At 58.4% G+C, this 21047-nt stretch carries 20 protein-coding genes and 1 pseudogene; 15 read left to right on the top strand and 6 right to left on the bottom strand.

What is annotated here, in order from left to right:
• Positions 1–54 precede the first annotated feature (54 nt).
• The 7 genes from hslO to ACTG2G_RS13230 all read left to right on the top strand — a co-directional run bounded on the left by hslO (position 55) and on the right by ACTG2G_RS13230 (position 7075).
• Entirely contained in the window at positions 55–939 is an 885-nt protein-coding gene (gene hslO / locus ACTG2G_RS13260; protein WP_005340140.1) for an Hsp33 family molecular chaperone HslO, read from the top strand.
• Between the two features lie 149 nt (positions 940–1088).
• Positions 1089–2714 (top strand): phosphoenolpyruvate carboxykinase (ATP), encoded by a 1626-nt coding sequence (gene pckA / locus ACTG2G_RS13255; protein WP_139405192.1) that lies wholly within the window; start codon positions 1089–1091, stop codon positions 2712–2714.
• Positions 2715–2906: 192 nt separating this feature from the next.
• Positions 2907–3572: a GntR family transcriptional regulator gene (locus ACTG2G_RS13250; protein WP_005340138.1), complete on the top strand. Its 666-nt coding sequence runs from the start codon at positions 2907–2909 to the stop codon at positions 3570–3572.
• Positions 3573–3605: 33 nt separating this feature from the next.
• Positions 3606–5408 (top strand): aminopeptidase P family protein, encoded by a 1803-nt coding sequence (locus ACTG2G_RS13245; protein WP_421311203.1) that lies wholly within the window; start codon positions 3606–3608, stop codon positions 5406–5408.
• Positions 5409–5496: 88 nt separating this feature from the next.
• A complete protein-coding gene (locus tag ACTG2G_RS13240; RefSeq protein WP_421386583.1) occupies positions 5497–5901 on the top strand; it encodes a nitrous oxide-stimulated promoter family protein in 405 nt (134 codons plus the stop codon).
• Between the two features lie 111 nt (positions 5902–6012).
• Positions 6013–6510 (top strand): GNAT family N-acetyltransferase, encoded by a 498-nt coding sequence (locus ACTG2G_RS13235; protein WP_005356536.1) that lies wholly within the window; start codon positions 6013–6015, stop codon positions 6508–6510.
• A 97-nt stretch (positions 6511–6607) separates the two neighbouring features.
• On the top strand, positions 6608–7075 hold the full coding sequence (locus ACTG2G_RS13230) for a glycine zipper 2TM domain-containing protein (RefSeq protein WP_005340126.1): 468 nt from the start codon (positions 6608–6610) through the stop codon (positions 7073–7075).
• Positions 7076–7157: 82 nt separating this feature from the next.
• Here ACTG2G_RS13230 and amt read toward each other — a convergent pair whose 3' ends face one another.
• Positions 7158–8585 (bottom strand): ammonium transporter, encoded by a 1428-nt coding sequence (gene amt, locus ACTG2G_RS13225; RefSeq protein ID WP_103252255.1) that lies wholly within the window; start codon positions 8583–8585, stop codon positions 7158–7160.
• A gap of 504 nt (positions 8586–9089) precedes the next feature.
• Here amt and ACTG2G_RS13220 point away from each other — a divergent pair.
• The gene (locus ACTG2G_RS13220) at positions 9090–10013 is read left to right on the top strand and encodes a GGDEF domain-containing protein (protein ID WP_216979592.1); all 924 of its coding nucleotides are present in this window, start codon (positions 9090–9092) and stop codon (positions 10011–10013) included.
• Positions 10014–10104: 91 nt separating this feature from the next.
• Here the strand turns inward: ACTG2G_RS13220 and ACTG2G_RS13215 are convergent, their stop codons facing one another.
• Entirely contained in the window at positions 10105–10728 is a 624-nt protein-coding gene (locus ACTG2G_RS13215; RefSeq protein WP_266134616.1) for an outer membrane beta-barrel protein, read from the bottom strand.
• 251 nt (positions 10729–10979) lie between these two features.
• On the opposite strand from ACTG2G_RS13215, the gene ACTG2G_RS13210 reads away from it, so the two are divergent.
• Complete coding sequence (locus ACTG2G_RS13210) at positions 10980–11618, top strand: exopolysaccharide biosynthesis protein (protein WP_181363563.1); 639 nt, start codon at positions 10980–10982, stop codon at positions 11616–11618.
• A 66-nt stretch (positions 11619–11684) separates the two neighbouring features.
• Here the strand turns inward: ACTG2G_RS13210 and ACTG2G_RS13205 are convergent, their stop codons facing one another.
• Entirely contained in the window at positions 11685–12959 is a 1275-nt protein-coding gene (locus tag ACTG2G_RS13205; RefSeq protein ID WP_043822608.1) for an amino acid permease, read from the bottom strand.
• A 471-nt stretch (positions 12960–13430) separates the two neighbouring features.
• A pseudogene (locus tag ACTG2G_RS13200) lies at positions 13431–14320 on the bottom strand (diguanylate cyclase).
• Between the two features lie 350 nt (positions 14321–14670).
• Between ACTG2G_RS13200 and ACTG2G_RS13195 the strand changes: the two are divergent.
• The gene (locus tag ACTG2G_RS13195; RefSeq protein ID WP_058056329.1) at positions 14671–14988 is read left to right on the top strand and encodes a DUF6968 family protein; all 318 of its coding nucleotides are present in this window, start codon (positions 14671–14673) and stop codon (positions 14986–14988) included.
• A gap of 23 nt (positions 14989–15011) precedes the next feature.
• Positions 15012–15647 (top strand): Vat family streptogramin A O-acetyltransferase, encoded by a 636-nt coding sequence (locus ACTG2G_RS13190; protein ID WP_439985519.1) that lies wholly within the window; start codon positions 15012–15014, stop codon positions 15645–15647.
• Positions 15648–15736: 89 nt separating this feature from the next.
• On the opposite strand, the gene ACTG2G_RS13185 is transcribed toward ACTG2G_RS13190, so the two are convergent.
• A complete protein-coding gene (locus ACTG2G_RS13185; protein ID WP_439985518.1) occupies positions 15737–16318 on the bottom strand; it encodes a penicillin-binding protein activator LpoB in 582 nt (193 codons plus the stop codon).
• A 287-nt stretch (positions 16319–16605) separates the two neighbouring features.
• Here ACTG2G_RS13185 and ACTG2G_RS13180 point away from each other — a divergent pair, with 287 nt between their 5' ends.
• The 4 genes from ACTG2G_RS13180 (at position 16606) to ACTG2G_RS13165 (ending at position 19452) form a co-directional block, all read left to right on the top strand.
• Positions 16606–17022 carry a GNAT family N-acetyltransferase gene (locus ACTG2G_RS13180; protein ID WP_106844167.1) on the top strand — a complete coding sequence of 139 codons (417 nt, stop codon included), beginning with the start codon at positions 16606–16608 and terminating at the stop codon, positions 17020–17022.
• On the top strand, positions 17022–17594 hold the full coding sequence (locus tag ACTG2G_RS13175; protein WP_439985517.1) for a GNAT family N-acetyltransferase: 573 nt from the start codon (positions 17022–17024) through the stop codon (positions 17592–17594). The genes ACTG2G_RS13180 and ACTG2G_RS13175 overlap by 1 nt, the downstream gene beginning before the upstream one ends.
• A gap of 188 nt (positions 17595–17782) precedes the next feature.
• Positions 17783–18586 (top strand): hypothetical protein, encoded by an 804-nt coding sequence (locus ACTG2G_RS13170; protein WP_421172695.1) that lies wholly within the window; start codon positions 17783–17785, stop codon positions 18584–18586.
• Positions 18583–19452, top strand: coding sequence for a hypothetical protein (locus ACTG2G_RS13165; protein WP_421172694.1), 870 nt, complete (start codon positions 18583–18585; stop codon positions 19450–19452). The genes ACTG2G_RS13170 and ACTG2G_RS13165 overlap by 4 nt, the downstream gene beginning before the upstream one ends.
• A gap of 506 nt (positions 19453–19958) precedes the next feature.
• Here the strand turns inward: ACTG2G_RS13165 and thiH are convergent.
• Positions 19959–21029 (bottom strand): 2-iminoacetate synthase ThiH, encoded by a 1071-nt coding sequence (gene thiH / locus ACTG2G_RS13160; protein ID WP_439985516.1) that lies wholly within the window; start codon positions 21027–21029, stop codon positions 19959–19961.
• Positions 21030–21047 lie beyond the last annotated feature (18 nt).

Genomic DNA, 21047 nt, shown 5'->3' with positions numbered 1-21047 from the left:
TGGCATCAACCCCAGCCCGCCCGATTTACCTCACCGAAAAGCCAGGAATACATGATGAGCAACCAAGATCTGCTGTATCGCTATCTGTTTGAAGAGTACGAAGTGCGTGGCGAGCTGGTCCAGCTGGATCACACCTACCGCCACGTAGTGGAAGCCCAGAACTACCCGGTGCAGGTGCAAAAACTGCTGGGCGAGCTGCTGGTCGCCACCAGCCTGCTGACCGCCACCCTCAAGTTTGAAGGCTCTATCACAGTGCAACTGCAGGGCGATGGCCCGGTGCGTCTGGCCGTGATCAACGGTGACAACAACCAGCAGCTGCGCGGCGTTGCCCGCTATGAAGGCGAGCTGCCGAGCGATGGCAAGCTGCAGAGCCTGATTGGCAACGGCCAGCTGATCATCACCATCACCCCGGAGCAGGGCGAGCGCTATCAGGGCATCATCGCGCTGGACGCCGATACTCTGGCGGGCTGCCTGGAGCACTACTTCGCCCGCTCCGAACAGCTGGCCACCAAGCTGTGGATCCGCACCGGCTACCACGAAGGTGCGCCGCGCGCTGCCGGCATCATGCTGCAGGAGCTGCCCGCCCAGAGCGAGGATCACAGCAACGACTTCGATCACCTGACCCAGCTCACCAGCACCATCAAGGATGAAGAGCTGTTCGGCCTGCAGGCAGAAGAGATCCTCTACCGTCTCTACCATCAGGACAAGGTGCGGGTGTTCGATCCGCAGGCGGTCGAGTTCCGCTGCACCTGCTCCCGCGAGCGCTGCGAAGGGGCCCTGTTGCAGATAGAAAAGGAAGAGGTCATGGAGATGGTGCAGGAGCTCGGCAAGATCGACATGCACTGTGATTATTGCGGCGCCCAGTACCAATTTAATGGGATCGATGTCGAAACCCTGTTCAGCAGGGCTCCCGGCAATGATGCAAACCAGTTACACTAATTAAAGGCGGGCAAAACCCGCCTTTAACTTTAATAACAAAAAAATACCCTATTTTATAAAGTTTGATGGCGATCGCTAAACTCTACCACCTAAGTGATAGGATGACCGTCAGATAGAACCCTACCAACCTCTGAACCCAGGAGAATACAATGACAATCGTGGCAGAACCCACCCTGGCCCAACAATTAGGACTGGACCAGTACGGCATCAAAAACAGCCAAGAAATCGTTCGCAACCCCTCTTACGAGCAGCTTTTCGCGGAAGAGACACGCCCTGACCTGGAAGGGTTCGAGCGCGGTGTGGTGACCGAGCTGGGCGCAGTCAACGTCAACACCGGTATCTTCACCGGTCGCTCCCCGAAAGATAAATATATCGTCAAAGATGCCACTACCCAGGATACTGTATGGTGGTCTGACCAGGGTAAAAACGATAACAAAGCGATTACCCCGGAAGTGTGGTCACATCTGAAAGGGCTGGTCACCAAACAGCTCTCCGGCAAGCGCCTGTTTGTAGTCGACGGTTTCTGCGGTGCCAACCCGGATACCCGCCTGGCCGTGCGCATCATCACCGAGGTGGCCTGGCAGGCACACTTCGTGAAAAACATGTTCATCCGCCCGAGTGATGAAGAGCTGAAAACCTTCAAGCCTGACTTCGTGGTGATGAACGGTGCCAAGTGCACCAACCCGAACTGGAAGGAGCAGGGTCTCAACTCCGAGAACTTTGTTGCCTTCAACATGACCGAGAAGATGCAGCTCATCGGTGGCACCTGGTACGGTGGCGAGATGAAGAAGGGCATGTTCTCCATGATGAACTACTTCCTGCCCCTGCGCGGCATTGCCTCCATGCACTGCTCCGCCAACGTGGGTCAGGACGGCGACGTGGCCATCTTCTTCGGCCTCTCCGGCACCGGCAAGACCACCCTCTCCACCGATCCCAAGCGTCAGCTGATCGGCGATGACGAGCACGGCTGGGATGACCACGGCGTGTTCAACTTCGAAGGTGGCTGCTACGCCAAGACCATCAAGCTCTCCGAAGAGGCCGAGCCGGATATCTACCACGCCATCCGCCGCGATGCGCTGCTGGAGAACGTGACCGTTGCTGCCGATGGCACCATCGACTTCGATGATGGCTCCAAGACCGAGAACACCCGCGTCTCCTACCCCATCTATCACATCGACAACATCGTCAAGCCGGTCTCCAAGGCAGGTCACGCCACCAAGGTGATCTTCCTGACTGCCGACGCCTTCGGTGTGCTGCCTCCGGTCTCCAAGCTGACCAAGGAGCAGACCAAGTACCACTTCCTCTCTGGCTTCACCGCCAAACTGGCCGGTACCGAGCGCGGCATCACAGAGCCGACCCCGACCTTCTCCTCCTGCTTCGGCGCAGCCTTCCTCTCCCTGCATCCGACCAAGTACGGCCAGGAGCTGGTGAAACGGATGGAAGCGGCAGGTGCAGAAGCCTATCTGGTCAACACCGGCTGGAATGGCACCGGCAAGCGCATCTCCATCAAGGATACCCGCGCCATCATCGACGCCATCCTGGATGGCTCCATCGAGAAGGCCGAGACCAAGGTGCTGCCGATCTTCAATCTGGAGATCCCGACCGCGCTGCACGATGTGAACCCGGCGATCCTCGACCCGCGCGACACTTACGCCAACAAGGCCGAGTGGGATGCCAAGGCCGTCGATCTGGCAGGGCGTTTCATCAAGAACTTCGAGCGCTTCACCGACAATGAAGAGGGCAAGCGTCTGGTTGCTGCAGGCCCGCAGCTGTAACAGGCTCGCTTCGTATCAGTGACATCATGCCGGTCAGCCACGCTGACCGGCATTTTTGTTTTTGTGGAGCCCCGAACGCCGCCAACCACGCAGCAACAGCCCCCTAAACCTTGCCTTGCCAGCCCTGACGGGGTAGATTCAGCCAAACTTTATACAATATACAATTTTGTAACGCCCAATCGTGACCCGACCATGACCCCACCCTACAAGACCCGAACCCAGATGGTGATGGAAAACCTCCGTGGCCGGATCCTCCGTGGGGAGTTCCCCGCCGGCGCCCCCTTGCGTCAGGACGCCATTGCCAAAGAGCTGGCGGTGAGCCGCATTCCGGTGCGCGAAGCCCTGATGCAGCTGGAAGCGCAGGGGCTGGTGAAGTTCGAAGCCCATCGCGGCGCCGTGGTCACCATGCTGGACGCCTCGGCCATCGAAGAGCTCTTTTATTTGCGAGCGCTGCTGGAAGCCGATACCCTGTTTCACGCCGTCGACAAGATGACGGAAGCCACCTTCGCGCAAGCGGAGGCGATCCTCGCCCAGTTTGATCACGCCCTGGAGTCAGGCACCCAGATCGAACATTGGGCCGAGTTGAACCACAGCTTTCACGCCACCCTCTATCAGGCAGCCGGTCGCCCCCAGGCACTTGAACTGATCGCCCAGATCAATCTGAGCTGTGACCGCTATGTCCGCTTCGAGCTGCTGTTTGCCAGCGACGGGGTGGACAAGGCGGAGCGTGAACACGCCCAATTGCTGGAACTGTGCCGCGCCCGGCGCAAGCACGAGGCGGTGGTGCTGCTCAGGCAGCATATCGAAGCGGCAGGTCAGTCGATCAAGCGGATCCTGGCCAGCGGCCATAAAAACTGAACACTCATATAGCAACCATCTGGCACTAACGACATGAATAATTTCGAGATAATTGAAACCCGCGTCGCCCAAGTCAGGGCCGAGCTGGCCATGCAGGAGTTGGACGCCTTTATCGTCCCCCACGATGATGAGCACCTCGGCGAGTACATCCCCGCCTATGCCGAGCGGCTTGACTGGATCACCGGTTTCAACGGCTCTGCCGGGGTCGCCATCATCATGGCACAGCGGGCAGCCCTCTTTGTCGATGGTCGCTATACGGTGCAGGCGCGGATGCAAACCCCCGCCGAACTGTTCGAATTCCTCCACCTCATTGAAAATCCTCATGTGCAGTGGCTGGCCGAGCAACTGCCGTCAGGCTCCCGGGTTGGCTTTGATGCCCGCCTGCACAGCCTGACCTGGTACAAGCATGCCAAGGCCGTGCTGGCCGATCGCGGTATCGAGCTGATCCGCGTCGAGCAGAACCCCATCGACCTGAACTGGAGCGATCGCCCGGAGCCGACCAAGAGCCCGGTCATCCTCTACAGCGAGGAACTGGCGGGCCAGTCCAGCCAGTCCAAACGTGAACAGCTGGCCAGCGATCTGCGCAAACGCGGGCTGGATGCGGTGCTGCTGACCCAGGCCGAGCCCATCAACTGGCTGCTCAACCTGCGCGGCCGCGACATCGACCGGCTGCCGGTGGTGCTGGGCTTTGCGGTGCTCTACGCCAACACCAGCATGGATTTCTTCGTCGATACCGACAAGATTGACTGCTTCGCCTTCACCCAGCACGTGGGACAGGATGTCTCCGTCTACCCCATCGACAAGCTGGGCGACGTGTTGCAGCGCATCGGTGAAGATCAGCAGAAGGTGCTGGCCGATCCGGACAGCGCCAACGCCTGGACCCAGCTCGTCATGGAGGAGGCGGGCGCCATTCTGGTGGCAGGGCAAGACCCCACCATGCTGCCGAAAGCGTGCAAGAACGAGATCGAGCTGACCGGCATGCGTGCAGCCCATTTGCGCGATGGCGTGGCCATGACCCGCTTCCTCGCCTGGCTGGATCGGCTGATCGCCTCCGGCGAGTTCGAGGGGGTGGATGAAGGCACTCTGGCCGATCAGGTGGAAGCGTTCCGCCGCGAGCAGGAGCACTACGTCGAGCCGAGCTTCGATACCATCTCCGCGCTCGGCCCCAACGCCGCTATGTGCCACTACCACCACACCAACGGCACCCCGCGCGCGTTTGGCCAGGACAGCCTCTATCTGCTGGACTCCGGCGCCCAGTATATGGATGGCACCACCGACATCACCCGCACCATCAAGGTGGGTGAGGTGAGCGACGAGCAGAAAGCGATGTTTACCCGGGTGCTGCAGGGTCATATCGCGCTGGATCAGGCCCGCTTCCCGCGCGGCACCGCCGGTATCCAGCTCGACGTGCTGGCCCGCATGCCACTGTGGCAGGCCGGTTACAACTACGACCACGGCACCGGTCACGGCGTCGGCCACTTCCTGAGTGTCCACGAAGGGCCCCAGCGCATCGCGCCGAAAGGGAGCATGGTCGCCCTGCAACCGGGCATGGTGCTCTCCAACGAGCCGGGCTACTACCGCGAAGATGGCTTCGGCATCCGCTGCGAAAACCTGGTAGTGGTGACCGAGCTGGAACAGGTTGGCGAGCTGCCGATGCTCGGCTTCGAGCGCCTGACATACGTGCCGTTCGATACCCGCCTGATCGATCGCAGCCTGCTGAGCCCGGCCGAATTCCGCTGGATCAACGAATACCACGTCGAGGTGTTCCGCCGCCTGAGCCCGCTGCTCGAGGGCGAGGATCTCGCCTGGCTGGAGCAGGCAACCAGCCTCATCTGATGACACAGGGCCTGCGGGCCCTGTTTTTTATCCCCCCCTTTTGACCTGTATCAACACCCCAAGCGAGCAGGTCAGGACAATGGCGGCCATGAAAAGTCATCATGCCAGCCCAGCCCGGGGCTCACACGCCGCAGCCAGCAAAAAGGCGAGTGACCATCCCAGACTCATGCGCGAGCAGCAGACGGTCAGCGCCATGATCCGCCTCTACTGCCAGCACCATCATCAGGATCCCCATTGCCGCCACTGTCGCCAGTTGCGGGATTTCGCCCATCAGCGCCTTCGTCGCTGCCGTTATGGCCACGGCCACAAACCCACCTGCGCCAACTGCAATATCCACTGTTACGCACCGGCGATGCGCAAACAGATCCAGCAGGTGATGAAGTGGAGCGGCCCGCGCATGTTGCTGCGCCACCCCTGGCTCACCCTCCGCCATCTGCTCGATAGCTTGCGCAAGGCCCCCAAACTGCCCCACAGCAGACCGCTGCCGCCATAGCCGCCAATCCCTTGCATCCGGCAGGGGATGACCACTACCCTATGACTCCTTTTCTGCCGTTGACCCCAAGGTCAGCGGCGTTGCCGATCCTTTGCTGCCGATGGAGTCCTGATGCACCACAACCCGCCCCTGCTACGCCCCGCCACCCACAATGACATGCACGCCATCTGGCAGATCGATGCCAAGGTGTTTGGCGAAGATGTCTATCCCGCCTTCTTCTTCCGTCAGGCGATGGATTTGTGGCCCGAGTTGTTGCTGGTGGCCGAATACGAGGGGCAGCTGGTGGGTTATGTGCTGGGGGGATTCGGTCAGGAGCGGTCGCAAGGCTGGGTGCTCTCGCTGGCGGTGCTGCCCGAGGCGCGCGGTTTTGGTCTGGCCGAGCGAATGATGCGCCAGATGGAGGCCAACCAGCAGGCGCTGCAGATCAGCGAACTGCGGCTCACGGTCGATCCGGCCAATCCGGCCCAGCGCCTCTACTACCGGCTCGGTTACACATTGCAGGCGGAAGTAGCCGACTATTTCGGCCCCGGAGAAGACCGTCTGCTGCTGGTTAAAACCCTCTCAGGTACAGCTGCGATTCAAGGACAAAACCGGTTACAGAACGCATAATTGGTTACATTTTGCCGATTTCATGTGTGACGGGGTTGGAGTAAAGTTCACTCATCAACCGGATTGTTCAAATTACGTGCAGCCCAGGAGGCCCACCATGTTGAAGCGTATGACCCTTATTGCCCTGCTGGCAGCAACCACCATCACCGGATGCGCCAACAGTGACGTTTACTCTGGCGATGTTTACACCAAAGACCGCGCCAAACAGGTGCAGACCGTCAGCTATGGCACCATCATCTCCACCCGCCCGGTGAAGATCCAGGCCGATGAGAACTCCCTGATTGGCACCATTGGCGGCGCCGTAGTCGGTGGCCTGCTGGGCAGCACTGTGGGTGGCGGCACCGGACGCGACATCGCAGCCGCAGGCGGCGCCATCGCCGGTGCAGCGGCAGGCAACGCCATCGGCAACAAGATGAATCAGGTCGACGGCGTCGAGCTGGAGATCAAGAAAGAGAACGGCGAAGCCATCGTGGTCGTGCAGAAAGCCAGCCCCACCTTCACCCCGGGCGCCCGTGTACGCATGACCCAGGGCAATGGCAGCATCAACGTGGCCGTCGTGAATTAAGCGTGTGAACCAAGGTTTCGCCACCCTCGAGCCATAAAAAAACCGCCGATTCCGGCGGTTTTTTGTTGTCTGACGTTCGGGATTACATGCTGTAAGCCTTCTCGCCGTGGGAGGTGACATCCAGCCCTTCCCGCTCGGCATCGCCATTGACCCTCAGCCCGATCAGCATGTCGACCGCCTTGAAGGCAATCGCCGCCACGGCACCGGACCAGAGCAGGGTGACACCGACCCCGATAGCCTGGATCTTCACCTGAGTCAGGATGGAGTAGCCCTCGGCAACCTGATTGGTGACATAGTCCCACACCCCGGTGCCGCCCAGATCCGGGCTGGCAAAGACGCCGGTCAGCAGGGCACCGAGAATGCCGCATACCCCGTGCAAGCCGAACACATCCAGGCTGTCATCGGCCCCCAGCAGACGCTTGAGACCGTGGACGCCCCACAGACCCGCCACACCACTGACAAGACCCATCACCAGCGCGCCACCGACACCGACAAACCCGGCAGCCGGAGTGATCATCACCAGACCGGATACCGCACCGGACGCCGCCCCCAGCAGGGAGGGGCGCCCCTTCATCACCCACTCGGCCAGCGTCCATGACAGAGCTGCCGCAGCCGGCGCCACCCAGGTGTTGATAAAGGCGAGCGCAGCCACCCCGTTGGCTTCCAGCGCGGAGCCCGCGTTGAAACCGAACCAGCCGAACCAGAGCAGGGAGGCACCGATCATGGTCATGGTCAGGCTGTGCGGGGTCATGGGATCACGACCGTAGCCCAGACGCTTGCCCACCAGATAGGCACCCACCAGACCCGCCACAGCGGCGTTGATGTGCACCACTGTGCCGCCTGCAAAGTCCAGCGCACCATGCTGGAACAGATACCCGGCAGTTGCGGTCGCGGTTGCTGCGGCTTCGGCGCTGGTATAGGCATCCGGACCCGCCCAATACCACACCATATGAGCCAGCGGGATATAGGCGAAGGTGAACCAGATCACCGAGAAGAGCAGCACGGCGGCAAACTTGATGCGCTCGGCAAACGCCCCCACGATAAGGCCGCAGGTGATGGCGGCAAAGGCCCCCTGGAACACCACATAGATCAGCTCGCTGATCCCGACACCCTTGCTGAAGGTGGCGGCGATGGAGTCAGGGGTTACCCCCTTGAGCAGCACCTTGCTGAAGGAGCCGTAGAAATTCCCCCCCTCGGTAAAGGCCAGCGAATAACCGTAGATCACCCAGAGCACGCAGATGAGGCAGAACAGGGTAAAGACCTGCATCAGCACGCTCAGCATGTTTTTGGCCCGTACCAGACCACCGTAGAAGAGGGCCAGACCGGGGATCGACATTAGGATCACCAGCGCCGCCGAGAGCAGCATCCAGGTGTTGTCACCCTTGTTGATTGTCATGGCGGCAACCGGAGCCACCGCCGCCTGTACCTGAGCGACCTCTTCGGCCCAACTTGGGGTAACCAGCAAGGCAGGCAACATCGTCAGACCCGCCATCATCCATTTTTTGACCATAGAGCACTCTCCTTCCCTGTCGTACCGGTACAAGACCGGCTCCGTTTCCCTGATTGAATCTGTGGCGAACCGCAAGGTGTTGCTGCAACCCGCCAGAATCACACCCGCGCCCGGCACGGGGATGCCTCTTGCCACTTCCTCATCACTGCGTCTGCCGCCGATGAGCGTAAGAGACCGTCTGACATGTAAAAAGCATAAAGTGGGCCATAATTTTAAATCCTTAAAAATCATTAAATTAACTATCTCAGCCATCGCTAACGCACCAAAATGGCGCACGCTCTGCGCTAACCGGTACTGAACCGCCCTGTCACAGGGCAGGGCATGGCCGGCGCACCACAAATGCGCAAATCCTGAACCAGCCCACAAGCTGAAGCCCTCGATATCGCGCGCTGCGGGCCAACTCGTTTACACTGGCAGACCAGCCGTTTCTGTTATCCGACTACGGCATACCATTACGCAGTGCCTTGTTTGCAACGTGATGGCGGGCACAATCCGAGGAACACCATGCAGTTTGATCGTCTCGATATCAGCCTCTCCCACTACCATCAGCTCGATCGGGAGCATCGTTCCCACATCTTGTTGCTGGGGGGATTGATGCTGGCCATCATGACCCTTCATCTGTTGCTGCTGCCCCACTTCCCCTACGAGCGCTTTTACGCCGTCAGCTTTGGCTTCGAGGTGATCAACTGGCTCACCATGCTGTTCCTGTTCTGGGTGGTGCAGTGCGCCCACCTGCCCACCCACACCTACCGCATGCTCTCCTGCGGTCTGATGCTGTGGATCATGGGGGCCACCGCCGACATCATGGATGAGCTGGTGGCGCAGCCGCTCTGGCTCGCCATCTATGCCGAGGATCTGCTGCGCTCCAGCGGCATCCTGCTCAGCAGCATCGGCATCCTGAGCACCATGCACCACCTCTTTCATATCAATACCCGGCTCAGAGAGCAGGCGCTGTTTGACGATCTGACCAAGCTGCCAAACCGGCGCTACTTTCATCAGCAGCTGTTTCTGGAGCAAGGGGTTTGCCATGCCCTCATCCTGCTGGACCTGGATCACTTCAAGCGGATCAATGACAACTACGGCCACGATATCGGGGATCGGGTGCTGCAGCAGTTTGGCGAGCTGTTGCAACAGCACTGCCCACCGGGTGCGCTGGCGGCCCGTGTCGGTGGTGAAGAGTTTGCCCTGCTGCTGCCCGTCGCTCACGAAGCCGATTTGCAGCAACTGACCAACACCCTGCTCACTGCGACCCGCACCATAGCCCCCGACCCGACCCATACCATGACGGTCAGTCTGGGGATGGGGATCCGCGAGCCCGGGGAGCCGGCCGTCTCGCTGTTCAAACGGGTGGATCAGGCGCTTTATGGCGCCAAGGAGGCGGGTAGAAACTGCGCGGTATGGGCGACGCCGACTAATAAAGAGGCGTGAAGAGCTGCCGGTTGATTGCCGGTCACTGCGGAACATTGCTGCTGAAACAGGGGCCCAGGGGCCCCTGTTTTATGGGGGGAAATCCCCCCGCCTAAAAGCGGAAGGTAAGACCGAGATTGGCCTGCCACTGGGTCACCAGCTCCCCGCGTACCTTGAACACGCACTGCTCCGGGTTGCAGAGAAACTGGTTGTTGTCGTTAACCAGCGAGCCATAACCGCGCACCTCGGCCCGCAGCGCCAGATGCTCGGCGAGGCGCGGTTGCACCCCGAGCGCCAGCGACATGGAAGGGGTCACCTCGCTGTCGTAAGCGGCAAAGCGGGTCACCCCGATCCCGGCGCCGATATAGGGCGCCATCAGGTTGTCAGAGAGGGTCAGAGCACCGGCAAAGTGCAGGATGTCCACCGTCAGGCGATCCGGCTGGTCGGGAGAGAGGGTGGTGGACTGATGGCTGTAGAGCAGCTCGATCATGCCCGGATCATCCACCTCCTTGCTGATAAAGAGACCCCAACTGCCAGAGCCCTGCCCCTGCAGTGAATCGAGCGAGGCCGAGCGCGAGACCGGCTGCACCACCTCGTCACTCTTCTCGAAGTCGATGGCTGAGCTGTAGCCGAAAAACGGCGTCACCTGCCAACCGGATGTGGTTGCTGCCTCACTACTCCAGGCCTGACCCAGTGGCAGCAACAGCCCCATCATCACTATCCCGGCTCTCTTCATCATCATCCCCTGCTCCCTGTGTGATTGTGCAGAAAGCATACCAGAGGCGTCCTAGGCCCATCCTAAACGGCGGCTGTACCGGATCACTTTCATGGGGGGGATCACACTCATCGATGGCGCGGCAAAGCAGTACCATTGTGGCCTTGCCGTACTCCCCGCCACCATTCATCGACGGTTAACCTCTGCCACGTATGCTGGCGCCAAAGCGGGTCATAGGGACCAGTCATCACCACTCAGAAGGACATCAGGGAATGGTTGCCGCGCAACTTCACGACCCCCAAACCACCCTCGCGGATACCCTGCGGGCCACCGCGCACGCCATCGACGAAAGCCACATCAGCCTGCGCCAGATGCTGGAGCTGGTGGGCGAACAGGGCATGCTGCTGTTTTGCGTGCTGCTCACCGTCCCCTTTCTGTTGCCGGTCTCCATCCCCGGTGTCAGCACCCCGTTTGGCCTGCTGATCCTTTTTATCGGTATAGGCATCACCCTCAACCGGGTGCCCTGGCTGCCCGCCATGCTGATGGAGCGCCGCTTCGCCGCCGACCAGCTCAAGCCGACCCTGCACAAGGGGGCGGATCTGCTGGCCCGGGTCGATCGCGTTATCCGCCCGCGCCTGCTGGTGCTGACCGGCAGCAGCACGGTCAACCGCTGCAACGGCCTGCTGATCATGCTGGCCGCCCTGCTGCTGATGCTGCCCCTGGGCGCCATCCCGTTCACCAACGCCATGCCTGCCTGGGCCATCCTGCTGCTGGCCACCGGCATGTTGCAGCGGGACGGTCTGTTCGTCGCCAGCGGCTATCTGCTGGTAAGCGCAACCCTGGTCTGGTTCAGCGTGCTGGCCATCGGCTTGCTGATGGCGGGCCAGAGCGCCAGCGGCCTGCTCGGCTAAACCCGATGCACAGAAAAAGGGCGACCAGATGGTCGCCCTTTTTGATTTGTGCGGGATACCGCTCGGTCAAAGCAGATCGTAGATAAGGGCCGAGATGGCAAGCAGCCCCATCACCAACACAAAAAGGGTACTCGGCCCGCGATAACGCTTGAGTACGGGCAAGCGATAGATGGAGCAGGCCGGCAGCAGAAACAGGATCACCGCGATCAGCGGGCCACTGATGCGCTCGATGATGTCGAGCACGTTGGGGTTCAGATAGGTAATGACGGCGGTCACCATAAACAGGATCACCGATGACACCCGGGCGATGGTCGACTCCTTGAGGGAGAGCCCCAGCCCCTGACAGGCACCGCTCACCATGCTCACCGTCCCCTCGCTCACCCCCATGGAGGTGCCTAGGAAGGATTTGGACATGGCCAGAATGGCGATGAGTGGCCCCACATAGGCGATCAGCGGGTTGGAGAACTTGTTCGCCAACGCCGACAGCACGGAGATATTGTCGGTGCGGGCCAGCGCCATCTCCGCCTGACTCAGACTCATCACGCAGCTCACCACGAAAAAGAGCACGCTGCCGCAAATCAGCATGCTGCTGCACTTGATGATCCGCTTGGCGCGCAGGTCGGCACTCTCCTGACAACGCTTTTTCTGCGCCGCGCTGAAGGAAGAAATAATGGGCGCATGGCTGAAGGAGAACACCATCACCGGCACGATCAGCCAGAGGGATTTCCAGAACGCCGGATCACGCCAGTCCACCGCCTGACTCTCGCTGAAATAGGAGAGGCTCCACTGGGGCAGCAGATAGATGGAGAGGCCAATCAGAAAGGCGACCATCGGTAGCGCCAGCACGCTGATGGCCGACACCACGATCTGTTTGCCGGCCAGCAGCACCAGATGCAGGCCCAGCATCACCCCCAGCACCAGCAAGCCGCGCGGCAGCTCGGCATACCCCAGCTGGTGGACTACAAAGCTCTGGATCGCATTGGTGATGGAGATGCTGTAGACCAGAATGATGGGGTAGAAGGCCATCAGATAGACCAGCATCAACAGCTTGCCCGCCTTGGCACCGAAGTGCTCCTCCACCACATGGGTGATATCCCCCTCCTTGTGGGAGCTGGAGAGCACAAAGCGGCTCAATGCCCGGTGGGAATAATAAGAGAGCGGAAAAGCCAGCAATAAAATAAATAGCAAAATAACCGGAGAATTACTGCCAACAGTAATAGGGAGAAATAACGTACCGGCACCGACAGCAGTGGCATATAGGCCCATGGTCCATACCGAATCGCTTTTCTCCCATTTCAATTTTGAAACAGGGTTACTCTTTTCAGCAATAGAAACACTCATTGCAATATATACCTTATTAATCTGTCATCATTATTTTTATTAGCCCGAATAACAGGCTGGAGATATGTCGTTGCATATCGCCCTGCACATGAAAAAACAACGTCGCCAGCGGCCAACAGGGCCACCGGAGAGAAACGGAGCTGCCACGCTACCATCGTTGAAATCGCTATCCGGGTCAAGGTTAATAATTCATGACTGTTTGAATCGGAATGTTTCAAAAGACAACAGGATGTATCACATTCGTCACCCAAAACCAGATTCACGCCTGTTTGATAACATACCGATAAAACCTCATGCTGTTGCCCAACAACATAAATAAGACCAGCGATCAGGCCGATAATATTAACACCTTAACCTGTGGAATATGAGTGAAATAATTCGGCCAACTTTTCGACTAATTGACAGTGATGTCAGCCAATTTATTTATGGCAAAAGGAAAGGTGATGTCTGCCAATAACAGGACCAATCAGCTCAGCGTGCCGGGCAGTGTGCCACCCGGTTGCGCCCTGCCCGCTTGGCCTGATAGAGCCACTCGTCGGCCCGGGCCAGCGCCTGATTGATCTCCTCCTCCGGCTGCACCAGGGTTGTGCCCAGACTGACCGTGATGGCGACCGGATCGGCAGGCAATGCTTCGACAGCAGCACGGATCTGCTCCGCCATCTGCAGCAAACCGGCCTCATCGATCCGTGGCAACAGGATAAGAAACTCCTCGCCGCCGCTGCGCACAAAGAGATCGTCCGCCCGCAACAGGGCATCGATGCAGCCACTGAATCGCTGCAAGGCCCGATCTCCCTGCTGATGGCCGTAGTGATCGTTGATCTGCTTGAAGTGATCGATGTCGAGCATGATAAGGCCACAGGGCGCCTCCCCTGTCCGCAGCCGCTGGCAGTGCTCGAAGAAGAAGCGGCGGTTGTAGAGACCGGTCAGCTGATCGGTCTCGCTCTGGCGCTGCAGTCGCTGCTGCAACTCGTACTGGCGGGTAATATTGCGAGTCACCCAGGCCACCGCCCGCTTGCCGTCATAGAGGGAGGGCAGCGGCGCAATCTTGCCCTCGAAGCGTTGTACCCCCTGCGGCCCGACGGCGGCATTGATCCCCCCACCTCGGCTGCTGAGAGCTCATACTCCACCACCCGCACCTGACCGCTCGCCAGTGACTCGGCAACCTGTGCCTTGACCCACATGGCCATCTCGGGTGGCAGCACATCGGCCAGTTGCTTGCCCGCCAGCGGATTGCCATCGTGATAGGATTGCTGCTCCATGCCGCCGATATATTCCACGTAATAACCATCTTCACTGAGGATGAAGATGGGATCTGGCAGTTGGGCCATCACTTCATAAAGCTGGGTTACCGAAAGCGCCACGGAGACTCCTGTACGTTAGGGTCAAACAGGGGGGAGATATTCTGCCTTAAAAGGACTCACTCGCCCTCATCGGCAACGGAGAAAAATCTGCGGCCACAGCCAACAATCCTTTACATCTAGCAGCATGCAGACGTCTCGGCCAGCAAGGACTGCCTGCGCCCACCGCCGCTCTGACTTGCGACCGTTCGCAGTGGCGGATGGCCCCTCCCTCGCTCAATGATATCTCATTGTTTCAACTCACAAGTTCATTTACGCTGGCCGTCACGAGTCCAGTTTTCACCTCATCAGCCATCAGGAACGCCAGCCCCCCCGCAACCGCAGGGGCTGTACCACGGAAAAGGAATCGCCAGATGAAAAACGCCATCGTTACCGCCCGCTTCGACGCTATCAGTACCGAAGGGGAACAGCTCACCCTCAAGATCGCCATCAAGGCCCCCGAGCCGGATCCCAAGTCCGCCAGCGGTGACTGGCGCTGCAAGGTGAAGCTGGCGGGGCTGAGCGACAAAACCTTTATCTACGGCATCGACAGCCTGCAGGCCCTGAGCCTCGCCATCAAGTTTGTCGAAACTGAACTGCGCGCCTTCTCCGATGCGGGCTGGCAATTCTATCTGCCAGGCTGCCCCGATCACCCCATCGACATGAGCGCCTGCTACTTCCCGGCGCTCTAGCCCGGCCAACCCAAGGAGCCCGGATGCACGGACCCGATCCCGCCAATCCCCACCCCATGAATGGCTTCCCCCAGGTGTGTTTTATCAAGAACACCATCAAGGGGCCCAATATCGAGGTGGGTGACTACACCTATTACGACGACCCGGAGGATTCGGCGGGCTTCGAGCGCAACGTTCTCTACCACTTTCCCTTCATCGGCGACAAGCTCATCATCGGCAAGTTCTGCGCCATCGCCCGCGGGGTGAAGTTCATCATGAACGGCGCCAACCACCAGACCTCCGGCTTCTCCACCTACCCCTTTTTTATCTTTGGCAACGGCTGGGAGAGCGCCACCCCCGCCCCGGGCAGCCTCCCCTACAAGGGGGATACCGTCATCGGCAACGATGTCTGGATTGGCTATGAGGCTCTGATCATGCCGGGGGTAAAGGTCGGCAACGGCGCCATTATCGCCGCCCGCTCCGTGGTCACCGGTGACGTGCCCGCCTACGCCGTGGTCGGCGGCAATCCCGCCAGGATGATCCGCTACCGCTTCGACGACGACACCATAGCTCGTCTCAACGCCATCGCCTGGTGGGACTGGCCGGTGGAGCAGATCAGCCGTAACCTGCCGCTTATCAGCGGCGGCGAGATAGCCGCGCTGGAAGCGGCAATCCGCTAGAGACAAGCCCCATCAGGCATAGGGCCAGAAATGAGAAGAGGGTTGAGCGCACAGGCACTCAACCCTCTTTTTGATTGGTCGCAGACCGCTCAGTGGCTGGCGGAGCGACTACCGCTCCAGATCAGCTCGCCGCTGCGCAGCTCCATCAGGGTCATCGACAACCGATAACGGCTCCCCTCTGTCACCAGATCCCCGTAGAGCATGTAGCCGGCGCCGGTCTGGCGGCCAAGCCGCACCAGGGAGGCCGGGTTCATCCTGCCCTGCTGATACTCCAGCTGGCCGGTGATGGCCGCCACCAGCCCTTGGTCGACAAAGTGAAAACCGCTCTTGCTCTGGATGAGCTTGCTCATGGCCGCCGCCATGGCGCGGGTGTCCACCGGCTCGCCGGTGCCGTTCTGGGGCGGGGTGAGCAGCAGCACCGGCTGACCGGTTTGCGCCAGCTCCCGCACCTCGGGGGCCTGCACAAAGAGATCGGCCATGGCCTGCGCCAGTCCGGTCGGCGCCACCGGCTTGGGCTGAACGTCCCCGCTATCCGGTTTGGTCACCGGCTTGTCCGGCTGGCTCACTGGCTGATCGGGTTCACTGACAGGAGCCTGAGTACCACCGTAGGGATTGACCGCACAACCGCCCAGCAGCAGGGCCCCCACCATCAACAAGGAACGCAGCTTCATCTTTTCTCTCCGCCAGAAATCCGTAAACGGGCATCAACACATGCCCGCATGGCGGAGCCCCTGCCCCGCATCCTCCTTATGCTAGGGACAAACCCCGGCGGGGTCGATACGCCCACCACCACAGGGCGACAGAGACTGGCGAACCTGGGCCCACGAAAAAGCTGGCACGGCTCCACCCGATTCCGTTAGGGTAGTGTCGGTAAAACATCAACAGTAACGCAGCGGTAAGCCCGGCGCACAACACGTCGCAACCCGACAGAGATCATCACACTCAAGCAGGAAGCACTATGCAACTCACCCCACCCCAACCGCCTCAGGACGATGAGATCGAAGCCCTGCGCATTGGTCTCTCGGGCTACAACAAGGAACACGCCGGTACCCATCTGCGCGAGCGGATCGCCAGCTTTATCAAGGATGAAGAGGGCAAGGTACACGGCGGCATCATCGCCGACATCAAGTGGGGCTGGCTGCATGTCGACTGGCTCTGGATCGATGAAAGTATCCGTCGCGATGGCTGGGGCGGCCGCCTGCTTGGCGCCATGGAGCAGTACGCCCAAAGCAAGGGCATCACCAACTACCATCTGGAAACCACCAGTTTTCAGGCCCTCCCCTTCTATCAGAAGCAGGGTTACGAGGTCTTTGGCCAGCTGCCCGATATGCCGCCGGGGCATATCAGTTACTTTCTGAAAAAGCAGGACAAGTGATGACATTCCAGCCCCTTGCCAATGCCAATATCGTGATCCGCCCGTTCGAACCGGCCGATGCCGACGAGTTTGTCCACGCGGCCCACGAATCCATCGAGACGGTCGGCCAATGGATGAGCTGGTGCTCCCCTTCATTTACCCGGGAGAGCGCGCTGGAGTGGTTTGCCAGCTGCGATCAGGATCGTGCGGCGGGACGTGCCTTTGACATGGGCATCTTCTGCGCCACCACCGGCCAGCTTTTGGGTGGCGCAGGTATCAACCAGCTGTCGCCCCATCACCGCTACGGCAATATCGGCTATTGGGTGCGGCAATCCCGGCAAGGCTGCGGCATCGCCCGACAGGCGGTCGCCCTGCTCCGTGACTTTGGCTTTCAGCAGTTGGGCCTATTTCGGCTTGAGATCGTGATGGAAGTTGGCAACAGCGCCAGCGAAGCTGTTGCTATCGCAGCAGGGGCCACCTTTGAATGTCGAGAAAGGAACCGTATCTTCCTACATGGCCTGCCTATGGATGCGCATGTTTATTCTCTTATCCACACAGACTGGCTACTGTCACAAGGTACATTTCTGAGATGAACGGCCATAGTCATGCTGACCTTCACTCTTCGACTCATCAAGCCAAGCCGCCAACTACACCGTCAGTCAAAATGATAGGGTAGCCAGAATGCTTTGCATCAATAACTGCTGGTTAAATAAACAGTGCATTCAATTACCATTTTACTCTAGAATGTGAGCCATCATTTTTTGGCGTTATGGATAATTGAATGCAATCTTCAATTGAAATACTCAGCCAGGCAAGTTTCAAATCGGTGCTAGGCAGACCCAGTGAAGGTCAAATGGCTGTGACTCTTTTATGCCTTATTGATTGGCCTGACGGAGTACAGAGACAATCATATGTCAAAATATTCACTCGTGAGGAAAGCATTGGTGTTTTTAATGAAGTCCTCGGATACCTGCTTACCAAATCAAGCGATCTTCCTGTAGCGCCAAAAGCGGGCATACTGATATTACCTGATGGAATTATTGAATCGATTGACTTCGCCATCTCACCAATTGCATTTGTCACCTCCAAGATTACTGGGCAATCCCCATCCAGTTATTACAGCATTGGCGATATGATTAAATTTGAAAGTCTTAGGAAAATTCTTGATGACTGGGAGAGTTTGCACAAAACGATCGCATTTGATGAGTGGGTTGCAAATCAAGATAGAAATTTAGGAAACTTGATTATTGATTCAAATAGCCAGGTCACTCTGATTGACCATAGCAATATGCCTGTGGATCTTGCGTGGTCTCCTGAGGATTTATCTATAACTATCAATCCAGTCAATAAATTAGAACGAGTCTTCCGCTCCATTCCTACACTACCTCAAAAGATGGATATAATAAGGGGTGCTAATGGGCAAACTGAAGCATTAGACATTGTATTGGCTGAAGTAATCTATTGGTGTGATCAACTTTTGAACCCACAAGCAAGAGACAGTCTGTTGGTTTTTTTGAAACAACGGGCTATTTTCTCGAACGAAAGATTAAGTAGAAGGCTTGGTGTACTTGTGGGGGTCGCATGATTAATTTTGATTCAATATTAAATGAGCATTCTCACCAGCCAATTATCAGAGGTGAATGGTTCACTATCCAATGGTCACCAGATATTGCTACAGGTGAAATGCTTAATATTGGCGTATGTTTTAAGGATAATTTAGGCGGGGCATTTGTACAAACTCTAGAATATTTTGATAGGATCTCTTGCTTATACTCTCACAGTATGATTTTTCATCTTAAGCTTGCTTGTGATGTGGCAAGAGAAATTATCCTTTCGGGAGATGACTTTTTATCAAAAAAGTACCAAAACTTAACATTCAAGAATAATGGTTATGCCCAAGGTGAGTCTGTAGACGATATCGTTTCATCTTTATTCTCAAATGTTGTACCGTTATCAATAAAAATAACAAAGAAAAGAGAGCGTGCATACACCCCGATCTCTAGAGACAAACTTTATAATTTAATGGATGGATATTTCAAGCAGCACCTTAATTTCGAAGAATATTTTGAAATGCGAGATCCTTCACCATCAAAAAGAGTACCGCTGGGACAACAGTCGCAGACTATTTATCTTCCATACAGAGCTAAAAGCTCTCTTGGTACAATAGCATCGGCAGCATACTCTGATGAAAACTTAGCCAAGTGCCATTTGTATGATGCGCAAAGAGATATCTCATTAGCTTTAAAAAGCTATACAGAATATAAGGGCGGGGCTATTTTCATATTATCACCAAACAATGACCTTAAGGTGGAAAAACGCGACCAAGTTAATTTGGAAATTGATAAGTTTTGTTGGTATTTAAAAACACTAAATATAGAAACCGAAGTGGATAGCGATCCCGACATCCTTTCTGATAGAGCAGTTCATTGGTATCGCAGAAATGCTGCTTGATACTATTTTAAATTGTATCAGTAGAACATCGTTCATTTGGTCAGCCCCATTACTGACAGAGCAAGCATGGTGCTTTTACACAGGCAAAATCTTGTTTGGTTCCCCCCTCTTATTCGCTGAGGCGAGCCCGCTTGTCCAGGCCGCGAGACAGGATGTCGAGCGAGCGGCGCCGGGCCATGGATGGCCCGTCGGCGCGTGCCGTCGGACAAGCGGGTGAGCCGAAGGAACCCGACGCAGTCGGGCGAATAAGCGGGGGAGAAGACCTTTGGTGACTTTGGGTCTTTCCAAAGTCACTCGCCCCGGCCCGAAGGGCGGGCGAAACCCCTTCGAGGCCAGCAGCCTCGCGTCCTGCACGGCGTAGCCGTGCCATCGACTATCCCCCCGGACGATTACGCCTACCGGCTAATCGACCCTACGATTGCACGGTAAGGCCGTGCCTGCTCGCCACAGGCAGGGAGTCTGGCTGGACGCCGGGATGCCACCGGCAAAGGGGGGCGTGGCCGCCCCTATCGGCCCAAGAAGGGTTCCCAGTCCTTGAACACCGGCTGCAACCCCGCCTGCCGCACAGCGGCGGCGACTTCACCGACCGGGCGGTCGTCGTGGATGGCGAACTGCTCCAGCTCCTCTTTATCCCCCTCGGCATAGCCACCCGGCTGGGTGCGCGACTCGGCAGACATCTGGGTGATGCCAAGGCGCACCGCGCCGTTGCGAAAGGTGGCGGACTCGCGGGTGGAGAGGGACAAGTCCAGCGTGGGCGAGAAGAGGCGCCAGGCGCAGATAAGCTGGGCCAGCTGGCGATCTGACATGACTACGGCAGGCTCCAGCCCGCCGGTGCAGGGGCGCAGGCGCGGGAAGGAGAGCGAGTAGCGGCTCTGCCAGTGGTGTCGCTCAAGCCAGCTCAGATGCTCGGCGACAAAGTAGCTGTCGGCGCGCCAGTCCGAAGAAAGACCGATCAGCGCCCCCAGCCCGATTTTATCGATACCGGCGCGGCCGAGCCGATCCGGCGTGGCGAGGCGCCATGCGATGTCCCGCTTGTTGCCGCGCAGATGGTGGCGGGCGTAGGTGGGGGCGTGGTAGGTCTCCTGATAGACCATGACGGCGTCAAGGCCGAGGCTCTTCAGTTCGGCATATTCGGCCTGCGAGAGGGGCTGCACCTCCATCCCCACGGTGCTGAAGTGGCGGCGGATGATGGGCATCACCTCGCGAAAATAGGCGAGCCCCACCTTGTGCTCGTGCTCGCCGGTCACCAGCAGCACGCTGTCAAAACCGCGCGCCTTGATGGCCAGACACTCGCGCTCAATCTCGTCGCTATTCAAGGTCTTGCGCTTGAGGCGGTTGCTCATGGAGAAACCGCAGTAGGTGCAGTCGTTGGCGCAGAGGTTCGACAGATAGAGCGGCACATAGAAGCCGATGGTGTTGCCAAAGCGCTGGCGAGTCAGCCGCTCGGCCTCGGCTGCCATCTGCGGCAGATAGGCTTCGGCGGCTGGGGAGATCAGCGCCATAAAATCGCCCAGAGTGCGGCGGGGTGAACCCAGCGCCCGTGCAACATCGGCGGCCGTTTTGGCGCGGATCTGCATGCCGATATCGTCCCAATC

Source organism: Aeromonas sp. 55A (assembly GCF_051919665.1).
Classification (GTDB): domain Bacteria; phylum Pseudomonadota; class Gammaproteobacteria; order Enterobacterales; family Aeromonadaceae; genus Aeromonas; species Aeromonas veronii.
Note: the sequence above shows the minus strand (reverse complement) of the source record. Positions and strands in the feature narration are given on the sequence as shown.

Excerpts from the sequence above, each read along its gene's own strand:
- ACTG2G_RS13240 (WP_421386583.1), top strand. The coding sequence starts at position 5,497 with ATGAAAAGTCATCATGCCAGCCCAGCCCGGGGCTCACACGCCGCAGCC.
- ACTG2G_RS13165 (WP_421172694.1), top strand. The coding sequence starts at position 18,583 with ATGATTAATTTTGATTCAATATTAAATGAGCATTCTCACCAGCCAATT.
- ACTG2G_RS13180 (WP_106844167.1), top strand. The coding sequence starts at position 16,606 with ATGCAACTCACCCCACCCCAACCGCCTCAGGACGATGAGATCGAAGCC.
- ACTG2G_RS13190 (WP_439985519.1), top strand. The coding sequence starts at position 15,012 with ATGCACGGACCCGATCCCGCCAATCCCCACCCCATGAATGGCTTCCCC.
- ACTG2G_RS13170 (WP_421172695.1), top strand. The coding sequence starts at position 17,783 with ATGCAATCTTCAATTGAAATACTCAGCCAGGCAAGTTTCAAATCGGTG.
- ACTG2G_RS13210 (WP_181363563.1), top strand. The coding sequence starts at position 10,980 with ATGGTTGCCGCGCAACTTCACGACCCCCAAACCACCCTCGCGGATACC.
- amt (WP_103252255.1), bottom strand. The coding sequence starts at position 8,585 with ATGGTCAAAAAATGGATGATGGCGGGTCTGACGATGTTGCCTGCCTTG.
- ACTG2G_RS13250 (WP_005340138.1), top strand. The coding sequence starts at position 2,907 with ATGACCCCACCCTACAAGACCCGAACCCAGATGGTGATGGAAAACCTC.
- pckA (WP_139405192.1), top strand. The coding sequence starts at position 1,089 with ATGACAATCGTGGCAGAACCCACCCTGGCCCAACAATTAGGACTGGAC.
- ACTG2G_RS13215 (WP_266134616.1), bottom strand. The coding sequence starts at position 10,728 with ATGAAGAGAGCCGGGATAGTGATGATGGGGCTGTTGCTGCCACTGGGT.
- ACTG2G_RS13185 (WP_439985518.1), bottom strand. The coding sequence starts at position 16,318 with ATGAAGCTGCGTTCCTTGTTGATGGTGGGGGCCCTGCTGCTGGGCGGT.
- ACTG2G_RS13220 (WP_216979592.1), top strand. The coding sequence starts at position 9,090 with ATGCAGTTTGATCGTCTCGATATCAGCCTCTCCCACTACCATCAGCTC.
- ACTG2G_RS13245 (WP_421311203.1), top strand. The coding sequence starts at position 3,606 with ATGAATAATTTCGAGATAATTGAAACCCGCGTCGCCCAAGTCAGGGCC.
- ACTG2G_RS13230 (WP_005340126.1), top strand. The coding sequence starts at position 6,608 with ATGTTGAAGCGTATGACCCTTATTGCCCTGCTGGCAGCAACCACCATC.
- ACTG2G_RS13195 (WP_058056329.1), top strand. The coding sequence starts at position 14,671 with ATGAAAAACGCCATCGTTACCGCCCGCTTCGACGCTATCAGTACCGAA.
- ACTG2G_RS13205 (WP_043822608.1), bottom strand. The coding sequence starts at position 12,959 with ATGAGTGTTTCTATTGCTGAAAAGAGTAACCCTGTTTCAAAATTGAAA.
- thiH (WP_439985516.1), bottom strand. The coding sequence starts at position 21,029 with ATGCAGATCCGCGCCAAAACGGCCGCCGATGTTGCACGGGCGCTGGGT.
- hslO (WP_005340140.1), top strand. The coding sequence starts at position 55 with ATGAGCAACCAAGATCTGCTGTATCGCTATCTGTTTGAAGAGTACGAA.
- ACTG2G_RS13235 (WP_005356536.1), top strand. The coding sequence starts at position 6,013 with ATGCACCACAACCCGCCCCTGCTACGCCCCGCCACCCACAATGACATG.
- ACTG2G_RS13175 (WP_439985517.1), top strand. The coding sequence starts at position 17,022 with ATGACATTCCAGCCCCTTGCCAATGCCAATATCGTGATCCGCCCGTTC.